Genomic DNA, 18746 nt, shown 5'->3' with positions numbered 1-18746 from the left:
ACAAGAGGAAAGGAGCAGGAAAACATGGAAATTAAAGATTATATGAAATTGCCTTATACAAGATTAGTACAGGAAATGAACGATGAAAGTGGACATTATTTTTATGGCAGAATTTTGGAACTTGACGGATGCCAAAGTACCAGTGATACGCTTGAAGAATTATATGAAAGCCTTAATGAAGCAATGGAAGGATATATTGAAACAAAAATAGAAAATAATCTCTCTATACCGATTCCAGAAGCGCCAAACAATTACAGCGGTAAGTTTGTTGTAAGGCTTCCAAAATCTTTGCATCAAAGATTAGCCATTGAAGCAGAAAAAGAGGGGGTAAGCCTTAATCAGTTAGCATTATACAAGTTGGCGCTTTAATATATGATACGCACAAGGCAGGGAATCATCAACGCCCTGCCTTTGCTTATATCCTTTTAAATAATTTCCGTTAATGTAAACCGTTAGGAAAGTAATAAACTGCTGCCCTCTGTGGCTCTACAGGCTTGAAATAATCGTCCGGGTTTTCTCCGACTTCTATCAATTCCTGTCTGCATTGCTCTATCCTCTGTAAAAGTTCTTCCCGGCTCTCCCCGGTTATCGCCATCACATCATCTAAAGAGAAATACTCATGCTCATTAAATGCGGATGCAAGGCTCATTCTCAAACCGCTGTAGATAGCTTCTAATGACAAATCATAGTTCTGTATGCCATCATCTATAATCGGCTCTAATTCTGCTCTGGTAACGCCATATTTGCCATAATTCGCAAGCAGATTATTTATAAGTGTGTCCTTATCTATAATGTGACTACCGTAAGCGCCAAATATTCCTGCGGATTTTCTAATCCGCTAATTCCCTCTATAATTGTAGGCGAAAGATATTTAGACTATTTCACTACAATTATGGAGGATAAGCTATGTCAGCTACTCGCAAAGCCCGTGTTCCGATGGCGGAACAGATCCGGCTTATTAATGAATGCCGCCAAAGCGGCATGACAGATGCTGACTGGTGCCGTGAAAACGGCATTGCAGTAAGCACCTTTTATAACTGGGTAAGCCGTTGTCGAAAAGCGGCTTCGGATCAGATTCCAGCACCAAACTATGGTCATCTTGAGAACCCATCTCCAAAACAGGATGTGGTTCCTGTTGACATTGTTCCGCAGCAGTATACCACATCACAGATACAGCAAATGCACCTTGATAATTCACATACGATTGAAGTGACCATGAAAGATGTTACTGTCCGCATCTGTAATGATGCCGATCCTGTTCTGCTCACCAGGACACTTCGTCTCATCCGGGAGACTTCATGTTAGGCGATATCTCCGGGCTTGAGAAGATTTACATTGTCTGCGGCTATACGGACATGCGCAAATCGATTGATGGTCTCTGCACTATTATTGAAGACCAGCTGAAGATGGATCCTGCCTCCAGCGCACTTTTCCTGTTCTGCGGAAGGAGGCGGGACAGGATTAAAGCCTTATTCCATGAACCGGATGGCTTCGTCCTCATTTATAAAAGGCTGTCTGTTCCAGGAGGTTATCAATGGCCCAGGAAACAGTCGGAAGTCCGGAATCTTTCCTGGCGGGAGTTTGACTGGCTGATGTCGGGGATTGATATTGACCAGCCAAAAGCCCTCAAAACAGAGTGAAACACCTCTGGATTTTGTAAAAAATCCTGCACAGAAAAATGGCGGATTTCCTTATAAATTCAGCGTTTTTCAGCCCTTGTTTTCCTTTAGAAATATCCCGGTTTCTGGTATAATAAAGGGAGTAAATCCAAGGAGAGAACGATGGCTTCCAGTGCAAAAGATATCCAGCTGCGAGAGCTGAAGGACACCATATCACAACTGAAAACAATGGTCTCTGAGCTGACTGAGCTGATCAAATCTCTCCGTCTTGTTATTGATGAAAAATCCAGTCATGAAAAAGCCCTTCAGGAACAGGTGGATTATCTGACCAAAAAGCTTTTCGGCTCCTCCAGCGAAAAAAGATCCAATGACATTCCCGGACAGCAGAATCTTTTCGATGAAGCTGGGGTGGAGCAGGATCTATCCCAGTTGGAAGAAACGGCCGTGATCCGGGAACATACCCGTAAGAAGAAAGCCACCCACGAGGATCTTTATAAAGGACTGAAAGTGGAAAAAGTAGTCATCCCTCTGCCAGAAGAAGATCAGGTCTGTCCGGTCTGCGGTACACAGATGGTTTTGATTGGCGAAGAGTATGTCCGCCGCGAGCTGGAATTTATTCCCGCCACATGCAAAGTGATTGAATACTACAGCCAAAACTATGGCTGTCCATCGTGTAAGGAAGGACTGGGAGATACCGAAAAACCTGTGATCATAAAGTCACAGGTTCCGAAAGCCCTGGTTGGGAAAGGTCCTGCTTCTGCATCCACCGTTGCATGGACCATGTATCAGAAGTATGCCAACAGGCTTCCGCTTTACCGTCAGGAGAAGGACTGGAAACAGTATGGAGCCCAGATCAGCCGTACCACACTTGCCAACTGGATCATCTACTGCTCACAGAATTATTTTCAGCCAATGTATGATTACTTCCGCCGGGAACTGCTAAAGCGCAGCTTTGCAATGGCAGATGCGACCAAGGTCCAGGTGCTGAAAGAAGAAGACCGCCGGGCACAGGCGCAGTCTTTCATGTGGCTGTTCCGCAGTGGTGAAGATGGTCTTCCAACCATTATCCTGTATGGCTATTCACCTACCAGAAGCGGCAGCCATGCAAAGGAGTTCCTGAAAGGGTACCATGGGTATCTGGAAACCGATGGTTATCAGGGCTATAACAGCCTGCCGAATATCAGACGGTGTTCCTGCTGGGCACATATCCGCAAATACTTTATCGATGCCGTTCCCAAGGGGAAACAGTATGATTACAGCCAGCTGTTCAGGGAGTCCAGTACTGTAACCGGTTGTTCGCCATAGAGGATTCTATCAACAAAAAATATCCTGGTGATTATGAAAAAAGGAAGCAGCTGCGTCTCGAGAAGGAAAAACCTGTTCTGGAGGCTTTCTGGTTGTGGCTGGATCAACAGAAACCAGCCCGAAATACCCGTATGGATAAGGCAGTGAATTATGTCCTTAACCGCCGGGATACAGCGGAGACCTATCTGGAAGATGGGCGCTGCAGCTTTACGAATAATCTCAGTGAGAATGCGATTCGCCCATTTGCAGTTGGCCGGAAGAACTGGCTGTTCAGTGATTCTGTTTCCGGAGCAAATGCCAGTGCTGTAGTATATACCATGGTTGAGATAGCAAAAGCACATGATCTGAACATTTACGGATATCTGAAATTTCTTCTGGAGCATCGGCCAGCGAAAGAGATGACAGACGCTCAGCCCGCAAAGCTTGCACCTTGGAGCGAAAAACTCCAATCTATCAAAAATTGCATGTGAATTATAGTAAATTACTCCAACTCGCAAAGGGTTGGGGTGATTTTTATATCTGACCGCATTATTATTTGGCGGTTACCTTGAATATGTCCAGAATATCATTTTAGAACATTTAAAGGATTATTCCTTACTGTCCGGTACAATATTCTAAGCATAAGCAATAACCGTTACATAAAACCGCATTAAAGGGTGTCTGTAAAATGCAGATACCCTTTTTTATCTCAAATATTTGTGTGCTACCCCATGTGTGCTACCTGTGTGTTACTTGTGTGCTACCTGGCAAAATTAAGGGTTTCCGCTGACATCTCACGTCAACAGAAACCCTTTTAAATACACTATTTCTTAGAACTTCCCAGCCTTAGCCGCTTCCTCAATGGAAACTGCAACTGCAACGGTAGCTCCTACCATCGGGTTATTGCCCATTCCGATTAAGCCCATCATCTCAACGTGAGCCGGTACGGAAGAAGAACCTGCGAACTGTGCGTCAGAGTGCATACGTCCCATGGTGTCTGTCATACCGTAGGAAGCCGGTCCTGCTGCCATGTTGTCCGGATGAAGGGTACGTCCGGTACCGCCGCCGGATGCAACAGAGAAGTATTTCTTACCCTGTTCATTGCATTCTTTCTTATATGTACCTGCTACCGGATGCTGGAAACGTGTGGGATTGGTGGAGTTACCGGTAATGGAAACGCCCACATTTTCATGGTGCATAATTGCAACGCCTTCCTGCACATCATCCGCACCGTAGCATTTTACAGTTGCACGGAGACCGTCGGAATACGGTTTTTCATATACAACGTTCAATTTTGCTTCTTTGTAGTCGTATTTTGTCTCTACAAAAGTAAATCCGTTGATACGGGAAATAATCTGCGCTGCGTCTTTTCCAAGACCATTTAAGATAACGCGCAGAGGTTTCTGGCGAACCTTGTTGGCTTTCTCAGCGATACCAATCGCACCTTCTGCTGCCGCAAAGGACTCATGGCCAGCCAGGAAACAGAAACACTCTGTTTCTTCTTCCAGCAACATTTTGCCAAGGTTTCCATGGCCAAGACCTACTTTTCTGTGGTCTGCAACAGAACCGGGAATACAGAATGCCTGAAGGCCTTCTCCGATTGCTGCTGCTGCATCTGCCGCTCTTTTTGCACCTTTTTTGATTGCAATTGCCGCTCCTACGGTATATGCCCAACATGCGTTTTCAAAACAGATGGGCTGAATCTTCTTTACCTGCTCGTAAACGTCAAGCCCAGCATCTTTTGTAATTTTCTCAGCTTCTTCCACGGAGCTGATTCCATAATTATTTAACACAGAATTAATCTGGTCAATTCTTCTTTCATATGATTCAAATAAAGCCATTTGAAATGTCCTCCTATCTTTTTGAACAATGGTACTTAACTCCAGACAAACCGGAAACAGCCTGTCTGTTCCTGACTATTCTGCCCGCGGGTCGATAATCTTAGCTGCATCTGCCACACGGCCATACTGGCCTTTTGCTTTCTCCCATGCGGTATTAGGATCATCACCTTTTTTGATAAAGTCGGTCATTTTACCAAGGCTTACAAACTGATATCCGATTACTTCATTGTCAGCATCCAGAGCAATACCGGTTACATAACCTTCTGCCATTTCAAGATAACGAACACCTTTTTCTTTTGTTGCATACATGGTACCAACCTGGGAACGAAGTCCTTTTCCCAAATCTTCCAGACCAGCGCCTACTGCCAGCCCGTCGTCAGAAAATGCACTCTGGGTACGTCCGTATACAATCTGTAAAAACAGCTCTCTCATGGCTGTGTTAATTGCATCGCATACAAGGTCTGTATTCAATGCTTCCAGAATGGTCTTGCCCTGTAAAATCTCTGCTGCCATAGCTGCGGAGTGGGTCATGCCGGAACATCCGATGGTCTCTACCAGAGCTTCCTCAATCACGCCATTTTTTACATTCAGTGAGAGCTTACATGCACCCTGCTGGGGAGCACACCAGCCGATTCCGTGTGTAAAACCGGAAATATCCTCAATTTTCTTGGAATGCACCCATTTTCCTTCTTCCGGAATTGGAGCTGGTTCATGTTTTGCGCCCTTGGCTACCGGACACATGTTTTCAACTTCCTTCGTGTAAATCATTTTAAGACTCCTTTCAATGTATACATTTATTATATGAAAGCTGCTGCTTCCATAGCTGGATGGCCATGCGCCCCAAAAGCGGGAGAAACATGACGCATACTAACCATGTTAAATCATCTTTATGTATTTCACATTCTTACTCATATTTAATCATATTTTGCGAAAATAGTCCAGCATTTTCCTTACAAATTTTGCACTTACCGGTAACAGTTCAGCCATAGCCTGTAAGACGGGTGAATCATGTTTACATGAATGAACACGTCTTGCAGGCTATGAGCGGAGCGCCCATTTATGATCAAAGTTAGCATTTAACCTGAGGAGGGACCCAACAGAGTTGAGAGGAGCCCTGAAGTTACTCTGCGTTGCCAGTGAAGTTAAGCAGCGAGAAAGCACCAAAGGTGCCTTTGCGAATGGCGCGGGCTGAACTGCTACAAAATGAAACCGCCGCTATGGCCTGCCCCATATACGGCGATTTCTGCTTTATATATTCTTTTCAGATATCAGCATTATTCCAGCACTTCCATTTTTGTAAAGGAAACCGAGGACGCGGCTGCTCCTGCAAAAGTCAGAAGGCCCATCACCACAATCATCACCAGAAATCCTGCTTCCACTGAAATCAGAAGCCCGGCCACAATGGCCGCCACAATTCCAATCCCAATGGCGATTCCCTGGAACAGAATCTTAACCAGAGTACGTCCCGTATTGCCCAGAATATTACCAATCAGGGCGTCCGCCAGCATTCCGTAATAGAGCCGGTTGGCCTGCAGGCAGACATAGAGAAGTATGGTAAGCACAGTCAGTACCGGGCCGATTCCGAACACAACCGCTCCCGGCAGGGTAATCAGTACACCGTCCACGACAGCCCGGATATGCTCAATCTTTGTGGCGTACCACACCTTTTTCAGAGGGGTATCCGGAATCAGATAAGTATAGGGATTCTCCAGTTCCCTGGACCATTTGGTGGCGTATCCGCTGAAAATAAATACGACATAACTGGCCACTCCTGGGATAATAAAGATTTTGGCAGGCCCAAACTGGCTTACTGCATCATTAAAGTATCCTACCGCCCCAATCAGGACTCCAAGACCCAGACACAGCAACGTATTCCATCCGAAAATAAAGGTGGGATTTTTCTTATACTCCAGCATCTGCCGAAAATAAATGGCTTTGGCGCAGGTGCCTTTGTATTCCACGGAAGCCTGCCGGAACTTCCGGTGCTTTTCCAGCCAGGGAACGGAGGCAATGCCCTTCTTCTGCTTCGCACGCCGCTCCTGATACTCGTCTGCAAATTTCATGGCGTCCTCGTAATAATCACCCGTGCACTGCATCCGCCAGGCAGCGGCAAACATCAGCACGGTAGACACCAGAAACAGTACCGTTCCGGTTATATTTACCGCATCCGGCCCCAGAAAAATCAGTCTGGTCACCGCAACATTCCACCCCACCACCGGAATCATCTGAATCATGGGCATGGAAAAAAAGTTCTGCAGCAATCCAAAGGAAGGTTCTCTGGTAATCAGCAGGTAAGACGCCATGCCCACCACAAATCCCATAAAGGTATACATGGCTATCACAAGCACCGAAAAAAATTTCTCCGGCAGTTTTTCATTTCCGTAACAGAAAATAATACAGGAGGCTTCCAGAATACTTTCAAATACCACAAAAAACAGAAAATATAACAGTGCCTGCAGCGGGCTGGCCTCAAACCACAGTGCGCCTGCCACCGCAATGGCCAGACCCACGAGAATATTTACGGAAAAGGATTTTACTCCTGCAAACATCAGCACCATTTTGGGACTGACCGGAGAAGAAAATACAAAATGCACCTCGCTGGGGCGAAACAGCAGCCCCTTCCGTTTTGCATAACTGATCAGATTTCCCGGAATCAGAAAGAAAATAATCATGGACAGAATCGTCACCAGATTCCCGGCAGAATTAAAGTTTCCTTCCTGTATCATCATGTTAAAGCTGTTGTAAATCATAACCACGTAAAGCAGGATAAATACCGTCACAAAATAAGTAACCGGCCGTTTCAGCGCCTTCTTGATTCGATTGATAATGGTTCTTTTATAAAGATAAATCAGACCATTCATTGTGCTTCACCGCCTCCCGTAATCCGGAAGAACAGTTCCTCAATATCCGTATCTCTGGCCTGCTCTCTGGTAAAAGTGCCGACGATTTTCCCTTTTTCCATAATAAACATCACGTCCCACAGTTCTTTCACCATTTCCAGCATGTGGGTACTGATTAAAATGGTGACGCCCTGCTCTTTCAGTTCCAGAAGCACTTCTTTCAGTTCCCTGATGGCTGCAGGGTCCAGACCCACCATGGGCTCATCCAGCAGAATTACCCTTGGCTTAATGGCCAGAGCGCAGCAGATGCTCACTTTCTGCATCATACCTTTGGACAGCTCGTTTCCCAGCTTGTTCTGTTTGTCTTCCAGTTCAAAGCGGACCAGCAGCCGCTCAATTTCTTCATCGGTAATGGAAGAATTGTAAGCTCTGCGCACATATTCAATGTGCTCCCGTACCGTCAGCGCGTCAAACATGGCCGGCAGTTCCGGCACATAGGCAAAAATCCGCCTGGCCTCCAGTGTCCTTGCCGGCATCTGCTCAATTCCGACGCCGCCCTGATAACGCAAAAGCCCGGCAATGCTCTTGATAATCGTAGATTTTCCGGCTCCGTTAGGCCCCAGCAAAATTCCCACTTTTCCGTCGGGAACCGTAAAACTTACATGGTCTACGGCCAGATAATGTCCGTATTTTTTTGTCAGACTCTGAATTTCTAACATAACCCACTCTCCTTTTTGAAATTCCGGACAAAGGTTCTCCCGTAAACCTGAAAATCTCTGTCCGATAAAAATGCCATATGTTCTTTGTATTACTCATTTAATACAATAGTACATATGGCGCTTTTTGTCAACTATACTTAGTTCTGTTTTTCCACAATATCATTTTTCTGCTTGTATATGGATTTGGCAGGTATCACGCCCCTTACCATGGAAAGAGGATAGATATTGCTGTTCCTTCCCACTACCGTACCCGGATTCAGAACGCTGTTGCAGCCCACTTCCACTTCATCTCCCAGCATGGCTCCGAATTTCTTTAAGCCTGTGGCTATTTCCTGCTCTTTGTCTTTCACCACCACCAGAGTTTTATCTGATTTCACATTGGAGGTGATGGAACCTGCTCCCATATGGGATTTATAGCCCAGAATGGAATCTCCCACATAATTGTAATGGGGCACCTGTACTTTATTAAACAGAACTACATTTTTCAGCTCCGTGGAATTACCCACAACAGCTCCTTTTCCCACAATGGCATTTCCCCGGATGAAAGCACAATGGCGGATTTCCGCTTCCTCGTCAATGATAACCGGCCCGTTGATACTGGCTGTGGGAGCAACTTTTGCAGTTCTGGCAATCCAGATGTTCTCGCCCCGCTGCTCATATTTCTCCGCATCCAGAGTTTCTCCCAGTTTACAGATAAATGCGCTGATTTTGGGCAGCGCCTCCCAGGGGTAAGTAAGGCCCTGAAATAATTCTGAAGCCAGGGTTTCCGATAAGTTGTAGAGATTACTGATTTTACATGTTTCCATTTTTCTGTTTTCCTCCTTTTGGGGTTGATGGCTTTTTCGATGATTTTTCAGATGATTTATAAAAAGCCGAAGCATACTGAAAATATTCCCGCAGGGCATACTGGTTATTCAGCCCCAGCACGCCGCTGGTACGGCTTCGGATAAAATGCTCCAGTTTTTCCATATATTCCTGAGGCGTAATACTCCCTTCCGCCACATAGGTCAGGCCCTTTTCCCAGCTTGCTGTCAGTTCAGGATTTAACAAAGAACGAATCGAGGCGTTTACCACGTCGTAGATCATTTCTCCCAGCAGGGTAGGCGTAATAATCTGGCTCTTTTTATTCAGGGCAAGATATTTGTTGTTCACCAGCTTTTTGAGGATTTCCGCTCTGGTGGCGCTGGTGCCGATGCCGCTCCCCTTAATCTGAGCCCGGAGCTCCTCGTCCTCGATTAATTGCCCTGCATTTTCCATGGCCAGAATCATGGAGCCGGAATTATAGCGTTTGGGCGGGGAAGTCTCCCCTTCTTTGATATTCAGAGATTTCACCGGAAGCTCCATGCCTTTTTTCAGAGAAGACAAAAGTTCCATAACGGACAGGTCGCAGGCCATATCCTGGGCATTGTCCTCATCCGCTCCTTTCTCTTCCGGCTGCTTTTCTTCTTTCTTTTTCCGGAAAGAATATTCCATGACTTTCAGATATCCCGGTTCTGCCAGCACTTTAAAAGAAGCAAAAAACTTTTCCGCTCCGGCGGGACTTCCTGTTCTCTTTATGGATGTTACCAGATTAATCTTCTGATACACTGCGGGAGGAAAGAAAATCCCCAGAAATCGCCGCACAATGGTTTCGTACACATGCAGGGCTGTTCCGTTCAGGCTGCGGACAGCCGAAAGTCCCTGTCCCGTTGGAATAATAGCATAATGGTCCGTAATCTGTTTGTCATTGACATACCGGCTTTTTCCAATCTTTTTGTAACTTCCCCGTTCCAGGATTTCCTCCGCAAATCCCTTTACGGAGGGAATATTTGTCAGGCCCTCGATATTTTTCCGTATCTCTCTGGCCACAGCAGAAGACAGCACGCGGGCGTCCGTTCTGGGATAGGTGACCAGCTTTTTCTCGTACAGTTCCTGTACCACCTGCAATGTCTGATCCGGACTGATTTTAAAAAGTCTGGAACAGTCGTTCTGCAACTCCGCCAGGTTGTAAAGAAGGGGCGGATATTTATTCTCCTTTTTCTTTTCCAGGGAAAAAACAGAGGCTTTTATCTCTGTTTCCCCCGAATGATGTTCCGGAATCTGCCCTTCTGCTCCGGACAGAGGACTGTTTTCCGAAAGTTGCCCTTCTGCTCCGGACAGAGGACTGTCTTCCGAAGGCTGTCTTTCTTCCCCGGCCAAAACTCCGGAAGAAGAAATAAAATCTGCGATTAACTGTTCTGCGTCTTTTTTCTCTTTCAGCCCATTCTCTTTGTACAGTTTGGGGGACTGGAAATAACAGGAACCTTCCACTGCCCGCCATTCCCCCTCAATTTCAGTTCCCCGGATATCCAGGATACTGACCACCCGGTAAAAAGGCGTTTTCACAAATTCCCGGATTTCCCGCTCCCTGCGCACTACCATGCCCTGCACACAGGTCATAACCCGGCCCACGCTGACTACCGTATATCTGGTTTTCAGAAATCCTGAAATAGCATTGCCGTATTTCAATGTGAGCAGCCGGGAAAAGTTAATGCCCATGAGATAATCTTCTTTTGCCCGCAGATAGGCGGACTCACAGAGATTGTCATATTCTGACAGCTCTTTTGCCTCCCGGATGCCCCGCAGAATCTCTTCCTCTGTCTGGGAATCAATCCAGACTCTGCGCCGGTCCTTCCCCTGCACTCCGGCCTGTCGTTCCACCAGACGGTAAATATATTCTCCTTCCCGCCCGGAGTCCGTACATACATAAATGGTACTCACATCGGGACGGTTTAAAAGATTCGCTACTATCCTGTACTGCTTCTCCACGGCCGGAATCACCTCGTACTTAAATTCCTCCGGCAAAAATGGGAGGGTGGCAAGGCTCCACTTTTTCAGTTTTTCATCGTAAGCCTCCGGATAACTCATAGTCACCAGATGGCCCACGCACCAGGTAACAACCCCTTCCCCCGATTCCATGTAACCGTCATGGTTTTTAAAATCCTGTTTTAATGCTCTGGCAAATTCCCTTGCCACACTTGGTTTCTCCGCTATGTATAAAGCCTTCGCCATAAATTTCTGTCCTGCTTTCTGTTTCCGTTACATTCTGTTCATATCCACCAGCACAATGCGGCTGTCCTGGTCTACCACCCGCAGCAGCTGTTCATCAAAGGATTTGGCTGTAAAGAGATAGTAATAATTTGCGGTAATTCTGGCCTGCTCCATGCTCTGAAATAACTGCTGGCACATTTCAAATGTCATTGCCGGTTCCGACCAGTTACAGAGGCAGATAATGTTTTCCCGGATACTGTTCTGAGCAATAATGTCAATATGGCCTTTTTTCCCAATCCAGGTTCCCATTTTATGAATGTTCAGAGGCAGCCTTCCTACCAGATCCTGCAGTTCCAGATATTCCATGCACACATTCACAAAATATCGTTTCAGATATCCCTCCAGCCCTCCTGCAATATGCTTCTCATAAAAATCCTCCGGCGCCATTAACTGCAAATCGGACAGGTATGGATATACAAATTTAAACCAGAAATTAATAAACGTATCTTTTATCTGATACAGTCCTTTCTGGGCATTCTGCCATCCTCCGGTTTCAAAGGAATACACTTTCTCCACCACATCAAACTCCATCAGATTTTTCAGATATACGCTGATTTTCGCTCTGGAAAATCCTGTGGCCTGATAGATATCGTTCAGCTTATGCTTTCCGGAAGCCAGAACTTCCAGAATAGTATTGTATACGGAAAGCTCTCTTAACTGGGTTCGGATAATCTCCTCCGCCTTTCCGTAAAGGAAACCTGTTTCTGACAACACATGGGTACAGATATTGGTACGGATATCCTTCGTATCATCCCAGCCTTTCATATATTCCGTCACACCGCCGATTACTCCGAATGCTTCCACACTTTCCCTGACACTGTAATCCGGAAAATTACGCACTAAATCCAGAAATTTCAGTTCCTCAAATTTCACGGTTCCGTCCAGCTTCCTGGCAGCATTGCCCAGAACCTGGGGCAGCTCCTGTTCCACCCAGAATATGGAAGAACTGCACAGCAGAATCATCACCGGCCCAGGATACAGTTTCTTCCCCTTCAGCTTCAGGATACTTTCCAGAAACTGGCTGTCTTTTTTCATAATATGCTGAACTTCATCCATAACCAGCACCAGTTTGCTGCTGTCTCCGCTTTTTACCCGTTTGAAAAAGGTATCGTAGGAATCTTCGGATAATGTCACCTGATAATGTTCCGCAATTTCCCTTCCCATCCGCTGCCGCTGTGACTGAGGGGAAATCTCCGGCGCACAGTAATAAAAGAATTTTTTATTTCTGCAAAATTCCCGCACCAGTTTCCTGCCTCCATGCTCTTTTCTTCCGTACAGTACCAGAAGCTGATTTCCGGTCTCATGGTACATCTGCTCCAGATATTGTAATTCTGTTTTTCTCCCTGCCATAGCCAAACTCCCATTCCTGTTCATCCATAAGGTATACTGTGATTCTTCTGTAATATTTCCTTTGTATCATATCATGATTTAATTTCTTTTACAATGATGTTTCTTTCTTTTTGGAAAAACTTCGTAACAGTTCAGCCTGCAACTGCGCACTTGCTGCGCAGTTAGCAGACAGTAAAGCAGACAAAACTTCAACAGGGCCGCCGTATCGAACCATGCGGCAGCCCTGTATCAGCTTATACTTTCCGAGGCATATCCCAGCCCAGATGATCCGTATGTAAAAGTTCATGAGCTTTATGGGAAAGGGGTTTTTCCAGATACTGGCTGTAAAGGGCGCGGACGGAAGGATTCTCATGGGAGAACCGCAGCGGATTTTTCCTGTCCAGCGTATAGAGCCTGCTTCCCCGCTCTCCCGCCATCTCACGTCCTTCCGTGATGGGCTGCCCGCCTCCTCCGGCGCAGCCGCCGGGACAGGCCATCACTTCTACAAAATCGTATTCTGCCTCCCCGGCAGCTACCCGCTCAATCAGCTTTCTGGTATTACCAAGTCCGTGTACCACAGCCGCCCGGATGGGAATCCCGGCAATTTCTGCTGTCACTTCTTTGATATCATCCAGCCCGCGTACCATTTTAAATGCATCCGGTTTGGGATTTTCTTTTTTCAGTGCATAGTAAGCAGTCCGAAGGGCAGCCTCCATCACGCCTCCTGTGGCTCCGAAGATTACGGCTGCGCCGGAACCGGTTCCCAGAGGAGAATCAAATTCTTCTTCCTCCAGATTTGCCGGACAGATCAGCTCAGAACGAAGCAGCCGGTCAAATTCCCTGGTGGTAAGCACCACATCCACATCCCGGTCCGCACCGGAATCGTTGATATTCGGCAGGGCGCACTCTGCCTTTTTGGCCGTACAGGGCATGATGGATACGCAGAAAATATTACTCGGATCCGTATCCAGTACCTTTTCTGCAAAATAAGTCTTTGCCACCGTCCCAAACATCTGCTGAGGCGATTTTGCCGTAGAAAGCTGTTCCGTCATTTCCGGATACTGTGATTTCAAAAACCGAACCCAGCCGGGACAGCAGGAGGTGTACATGGGCCACTGATATTTCTCTCTGTGGGTCATCCGCTCCAGGAATTCATTTGCTTCCTCCATAATCGTTAAATCAGCGCTGAAATTTGTATCAAAGACATAATCCATGCCAAGGGCGCGGGCTGCCGCCGCCATACGTTTCTCTGTGGCCATTTTTTCCGGCAGGCCAAGACCTTCTCCCCAGGCAGACCGGACCGCCGGAGCAATCTGTACCACGACAATTTTATCCGGGTCATTGACGGCGTCCATTACTTTGCGCACATCATCCCGCTCCCGGAGGGCTCCGGTAGGACAATGGGTAATACACTGTCCGCACAGGGCGCAGTCTGCTTCCGTGATGGTACGCATTCTGGAAACGCCCACTCCCGTACGTTTTCCCGTATTTACAATGTCCCATATTCCAAGAGACTGTACCTTGTCGCAAATCTGCACGCAGCGCATACATTTGATACATTTGCTGTCATCCCGAATCAGGGGGAAACTCAAATCCCATTCTTTTCTCTCGTAAGACTGCTCAAAGGGAACGTCATTGATATTCATATCCGCACAGATTTTCTGCAGGGCGCAGCTTCCGTTCCGCTGACAGGCCGCACAGCGGAAATCATGCTGGGACAGAATAATCTGCAGATTCATTCTGCGGGCATAGTGAGCTTTCAGACTGCTGGTATGAATCACCATGCCTTCTTCCGCAATGGTATTGCAGGCCGCCGCAAGAGTGTCTTTGCCTTCTATTTCCACACAGCAGATACGACAGGCTCCGATTTCATTCAAATCCTTCAGAAAGCAGAGTGTGGGAATCTCGATTCCGGCAGTGGCGGCAGCTTTTAAAATTGTCGTACCCTCAGGCACCTGTATCTTCCTGTGATCAATCGTTACATTTACCATTTGTCCTGTCTGCCTCCTCTCAATACACCGCAGCCATGGCGGTCACACCGCAGGCAGCGACTTGCCTCCTGATATGCTTCTTCGTCGCTCATGGTATATTCAATGCCTTCAAAATTATCTTTGCGGGCCCAGGATTCCTTCTCACCCAGATTTACACGTCCGCATGGAACCTTATCATTTAACAGCGGTTCCGGAATCTCCACATCCACGGAAATCTCATGATTGCAGCCCAGAAATTCATCAATATTGGCCGCTGCCACTTTCCCGGCTGCAATGGCCTTGATTACCGTTGCCGGCCCGGATACACAGTCTCCTCCTGCATACATGCCCACACGGTTCAGGGCGCAGGAAGCATCTGCCAGAATTCTTCCGCTTTTCGTGGCAATCCCGGCCTGTGCAAAGGGCTCTGTAATAATATCCTGCCCCACAGCCATAAGGATTACGTCGCATTCCAGCCGTTCTTCCGCCTTGTCTGCTTTTCCCGGAGAAGGGCGGCCGCCTCTTACCTTACCGATAATCTGAGGCTGCACCCACAAAGCCGCCACATTGCCCTTTTCATCTTTCTCCACCCGAAGGGGCGCTTTTAAAGTAAGGAGCTCAATTCCCTCTGCAATAGCCCCTTCCACCTCCGCCGGCAGAGCTGTCATATCTTCCTTGCGCCTGCGGTATACAATACTGACTGTTTTTGCATTGGAACGGATGGCTGTTCTTGCACAGTCCATGGCTACATTTCCACCGCCCACTACAATTACCCGCTGTCCTGTGAAATCCGGATATCTGTCATCTCCGATTTCACGCAGCATTTCCACGGCTGAAATCACATTTCCGCTGTCCTCTCCTTCCAGATTCAGGCGCTTTTCCGCATGAGCGCCAATTGCAATGTATACCGCATCGTATGTATCGTTGATTTCTTTCAGCTCTTCTGTTCCAATTGCCGCATTCAGTTTCAGTTCCACACCTGTGGAAAGGATGGCGTCGATATCTTCCTTAAGCCTTTCCCCTGGGAACCGGTAATTTGGAATTCCATAGCGAAGCATACCTCCAGGCTGTGCTTTTTCTTCATACACAGTGGTCTGATGTCCCATAAGCTGCAGAAAATATGCTGCTGTAAGCCCGGAAGGGCCGGCGCCGATAATTGCCACCTTCCTTCCGGTGGACTCTGCACAGGCAGGAACCGGAACCTTCTTTGCATTGGCTTTATCCATCACATAATGTTTGATTCCACGGATATTGATGGAATCATCTATCATATTCCTGCGGCACCGCTTCTCACAGGGATGTTCACAAATCAGCGCGCACGCCGTCGGGAAGGGGTTGTCCTTCCGAATCAGACGCACCGCATCCTCGCAGCGGCCGGCCCCGGCCAGTGCAATATACCCTGGAATGTCCACATTTGCCGGACAGAGGGTGACGCATGGAATGGGCTGCTCAAAGGTTCCTGTACACTGATGCTCTCTCACATGGGAAATATAATCCTCTTTAAATCCTTCCAGTCCGGCCAGCACCATGCGGGCGGACTCAAACCCAATGGCGCAATCCGCAGAATTTTTGATATTGGTAGCTGTATGTTCAATTAAGTCAAGTGTTTCCATGGTTGCCGTATTATCCAGAACGCTTTCCAGAAGTTCTTCCAGAATGCCCAGTCCGATTCGGCATGGAACACATTTTCCACAGGTCTGGGCATGACATACCTTCAAAAATGCAAGCTGCATGTCAACGGGACAGACCCCTGGCGGATTTGCGATAATACGCTGTGTAAATTCCTTCATCAGTGTTTCTGTGGTAGAATTTACCTTGTCCGTAGAAATTACTGATAATCTGCTCATATTCCTTCTCCCTGTTTATTTTTTATGCAGACTGATAGAATTCCTCCCTGTTCCATCAATCTTACGTTCATTCTAACCGGAAACCTGTGAGAATGCAAGAATCGTTAATTCTTTCACAGCAATGCCGCTTTTTCTGAAATATAATCTCTCCTTTTATCCTTTCATACATTTTAAAAGGTGTACCGCTCTGAAGTTTTCACTTCATTGCGGCACACCCCTGAATACCATCCATCATTTCTCTGTTCCCGGAATATTTTTAATCTGTGTTAAAACATACATTTCCACTTTCTCGTAGAAATACCGGGCGTTTGCTATTTGCTCTTCGACTTCTTTTTTCGATATTACAAAATAATCATTGTAGTCACTGTCACTTCGAATATCAAAGGCTTCTGATATAATATCTGACATTGTTACATCAAATATTCCTGTCTTAATATACTCTTTCCGAAAATAAGCGCCTACCGCGGAATGTTTTGAAAAATCCACAGAACTCAACGCCAGCACGCTTCTCATACAATGAAAAACAGCATAATAGGAACGGTTTGCCGCACCTTTATAATCCGATATCCCAGCCAGAGTTCCTGCAGATATAATACATTGCTTCGCCGTCTCCAGACGATACATGGCCAGATCTGCTCTTCGTTTATCCATAAATACTCATGCCTTCTCTTTCTATATTCTGATAAAACGGCTGGTACTTCATATTATTTTTATATTCATTATAATTACGTGCAAGCAGTGATACCATAATGTCATTCTGCAAACCAATCCGGCTTGCAACCCTGCTCATTGCTTTACGATTTTCTGTTATTTCCTCCTGATTACAATTTAGCAAAACCATAAAGTCAATGTCTGATTCCATCTCAAAATCTCCGCGGGCATAAGAGCCATACAAAACAATACGTTCAATTTTGTCACCAAATAACTTTACCAGTTCCTGGCTTACCTCAAATGTAATATCCTTTATTTTTTTTTCCATTTTTATTACCTCATATTTTATTCAGACATCCGCGGAGATGGATGGAATCTTTCTCTTCCTTACTACTTCGCTGCAATATACCCCTGGGCTTTCAGCAGCTCCGCACAGAGCACCGCGCCTCCTGCCGCGCCCCGCACGGTATTATGAGACAGTCCGATAAACTTCCAGTCATACACCGTATCTTCCCGCAGACGCCCCACGCTGACGCCCATTCCATGTTCGTAATTCACATCTTCCGTTACCTGGGGACGGTTATCTTCCTCCAGATACTGGATAAAATGCTCCGGCGCACTGGGCAGCTTCAGCTCCTGCGGCGCACCGCGGAAGGTTCTCAGTTTCTCAATCAGCTGTTCTCTGGTGGGTTTCTTACGGAATTTTACAAATACTGCCGCCGTATGTCCGTTCAGCACCGGCACACGGATACACTGGCAGGTAATCACAGGGCTCTCTGCCGGCACAATTACGCCGTCTTTGATTTCTCCCCAGATACGGAGGGGTTCCTTTTCTGACTTTTCTTCCTCGCCGCCGATATAGGGAATGATATTTCCTTCCATCTCCGGCCAGTCCTTAAATGTCTTGCCCGCACCGGAAATAGCCTGATAAGTAGTAGCTACCACCTCATAAGGCTCAAACTCTTTCCAGGCAGTAAGCACAGGTGCATAAGACTGAATGGAGCAGTTTGGTTTCACTGCCACAAAGCCCCGCTCCGTGCCCAGACGCTTTTTCTGAAAATCAATGACTTTCATATGCTCCGGATTGATTTCCGGCACCACCATGGGCACATCCGGCGTCCACCGGTGAGCGCTGTTATTGGAAACCACCGGGGTCTCTGTTTTTGCATAGGCTTCCTCAATGGCCTTAATTTCCTCTTTGGACATATCCACGGCGCTGAACACAAAGTCTACCCTGGAAGCCACTGCTTCCACTTCATTTACATTCATAACCACAATATCTTTCACTGCTTCCGGCATGGGGGTATCCATTTTCCAGCGGTTCCCCACTGCTTCTTCATACCGCTTGCCCGCAGAGCGGGGGCTTGCTGCAATGGTAGTCACCTCAAACCAGGGATGATTCTCCAAAAGGGCGATAAAGCGCTGCCCTACCATTCCGGTGCCGCCAAGTATTCCTGCTTTTAATTTCTGACTCATTTCATATCTCCTCACTTTTCCCTGTTTCGGGATTTTTCTGTCCGCATACCGCGAACAACTGTCTTTTCGAAATATACTAATACATTCAGGGGAAAAAAGCA

16 protein-coding genes and 1 pseudogene are annotated in these 18746 nt (G+C 46.8%); 4 read left to right on the top strand and 13 right to left on the bottom strand.

Annotated features, from left to right (window positions below; genetic code table 11):
* Window positions 1-24: 24 nt before the first annotated feature.
* Window positions 25-369 (top strand): toxin-antitoxin system HicB family antitoxin, encoded by a 345-nt coding sequence (locus VSQ32_04355; protein MEH2942108.1) that lies wholly within the window; start codon window positions 25-27, stop codon window positions 367-369.
* Window positions 370-439: 70 nt separating this feature from the next.
* Here VSQ32_04355 and VSQ32_04350 read toward each other — a convergent pair whose 3' ends face one another.
* Complete coding sequence (locus VSQ32_04350; protein ID MEH2942107.1) at window positions 440-649, bottom strand: hypothetical protein; 210 nt, start codon at window positions 647-649, stop codon at window positions 440-442.
* Window positions 650-906: 257 nt separating this feature from the next.
* Between VSQ32_04350 and VSQ32_04345 the strand changes: the two genes are divergently transcribed.
* From VSQ32_04345 to VSQ32_04335, 3 genes and pseudogenes are all read left to right on the top strand, one after another.
* The gene (locus tag VSQ32_04345; GenBank protein MEH2942106.1) at window positions 907-1305 is read left to right on the top strand and encodes a transposase; all 399 of its coding nucleotides are present in this window, start codon (window positions 907-909) and stop codon (window positions 1303-1305) included.
* Window positions 1299-1640, top strand: coding sequence for an IS66 family insertion sequence element accessory protein TnpB (tnpB, locus tag VSQ32_04340; GenBank protein ID MEH2942105.1), 342 nt, complete (start codon window positions 1299-1301; stop codon window positions 1638-1640). The genes VSQ32_04345 and tnpB overlap by 7 nt, the downstream gene beginning before the upstream one ends.
* A 141-nt stretch (window positions 1641-1781) precedes the next feature.
* Window positions 1782-3394: pseudogene (locus VSQ32_04335) on the top strand (IS66 family transposase).
* A gap of 339 nt (window positions 3395-3733) precedes the next feature.
* On the opposite strand, the gene VSQ32_04330 reads toward VSQ32_04335, so the two are convergent.
* The 12 genes from VSQ32_04330 to asd all read right to left on the bottom strand — a co-directional run bounded on the left by VSQ32_04330 (window position 3734) and on the right by asd (window position 18645).
* Window positions 3734-4744: a GGGtGRT protein gene (locus VSQ32_04330; GenBank protein MEH2942104.1), complete on the bottom strand. Its 1011-nt coding sequence runs from the start codon at window positions 4742-4744 to the stop codon at window positions 3734-3736.
* 75 nt (window positions 4745-4819) lie between these two features.
* Window positions 4820-5512: an iron-sulfur cluster assembly scaffold protein gene (locus VSQ32_04325; GenBank protein MEH2942103.1), complete on the bottom strand. Its 693-nt coding sequence runs from the start codon at window positions 5510-5512 to the stop codon at window positions 4820-4822.
* A 506-nt stretch (window positions 5513-6018) separates the two neighbouring features.
* Complete coding sequence (locus VSQ32_04320; protein ID MEH2942102.1) at window positions 6019-7605, bottom strand: putative ABC exporter domain-containing protein; 1587 nt, start codon at window positions 7603-7605, stop codon at window positions 6019-6021.
* Entirely contained in the window at window positions 7602-8303 is a 702-nt protein-coding gene (locus VSQ32_04315) for an ABC transporter ATP-binding protein (GenBank protein MEH2942101.1), read from the bottom strand. Before VSQ32_04315 ends, VSQ32_04320 begins: the two co-directional genes overlap by 4 nt.
* A 137-nt stretch (window positions 8304-8440) precedes the next feature.
* On the bottom strand, window positions 8441-9109 hold the full coding sequence (locus tag VSQ32_04310) for a UDP-N-acetylglucosamine pyrophosphorylase (GenBank protein MEH2942100.1): 669 nt from the start codon (window positions 9107-9109) through the stop codon (window positions 8441-8443).
* The gene (locus VSQ32_04305; GenBank protein MEH2942099.1) at window positions 9096-11333 is read right to left on the bottom strand and encodes a DNA topoisomerase; all 2238 of its coding nucleotides are present in this window, start codon (window positions 11331-11333) and stop codon (window positions 9096-9098) included. Before VSQ32_04305 ends, VSQ32_04310 begins: the two co-directional genes overlap by 14 nt.
* A 27-nt stretch (window positions 11334-11360) precedes the next feature.
* Window positions 11361-12722 (bottom strand): DUF234 domain-containing protein, encoded by a 1362-nt coding sequence (locus VSQ32_04300; GenBank protein MEH2942098.1) that lies wholly within the window; start codon window positions 12720-12722, stop codon window positions 11361-11363.
* 233 nt (window positions 12723-12955) lie between these two features.
* Window positions 12956-14692 carry a [FeFe] hydrogenase, group A gene (locus tag VSQ32_04295; protein ID MEH2942097.1) on the bottom strand — a complete coding sequence of 579 codons (1737 nt, stop codon included), beginning with the start codon at window positions 14690-14692 and terminating at the stop codon, window positions 12956-12958.
* Window positions 14686-16518: an NAD(P)-binding protein gene (locus tag VSQ32_04290; protein MEH2942096.1), complete on the bottom strand. Its 1833-nt coding sequence runs from the start codon at window positions 16516-16518 to the stop codon at window positions 14686-14688. Before VSQ32_04290 ends, VSQ32_04295 begins: the two co-directional genes overlap by 7 nt.
* 231 nt (window positions 16519-16749) lie before the next feature.
* Window positions 16750-17169 (bottom strand): HEPN domain-containing protein, encoded by a 420-nt coding sequence (locus VSQ32_04285; GenBank protein ID MEH2942095.1) that lies wholly within the window; start codon window positions 17167-17169, stop codon window positions 16750-16752.
* Window positions 17162-17497 (bottom strand): nucleotidyltransferase domain-containing protein, encoded by a 336-nt coding sequence (locus VSQ32_04280; protein MEH2942094.1) that lies wholly within the window; start codon window positions 17495-17497, stop codon window positions 17162-17164. Before VSQ32_04280 ends, VSQ32_04285 begins: the two co-directional genes overlap by 8 nt.
* Before the next feature lie 62 nt (window positions 17498-17559).
* The gene (asd, locus tag VSQ32_04275; GenBank protein ID MEH2942093.1) at window positions 17560-18645 is read right to left on the bottom strand and encodes an aspartate-semialdehyde dehydrogenase; all 1086 of its coding nucleotides are present in this window, start codon (window positions 18643-18645) and stop codon (window positions 17560-17562) included.
* Between the last annotated feature and the right edge of the window lie 101 nt (window positions 18646-18746).

Source organism: Lachnospiraceae bacterium JLR.KK002, from assembly GCA_036941025.1.
In the GTDB taxonomy this organism is placed as follows: Bacteria; Bacillota; Clostridia; order Lachnospirales; family Lachnospiraceae; genus Petralouisia.
Note: the sequence above shows the minus strand (reverse complement) of the source record. Positions and strands in the feature narration are given on the sequence as shown.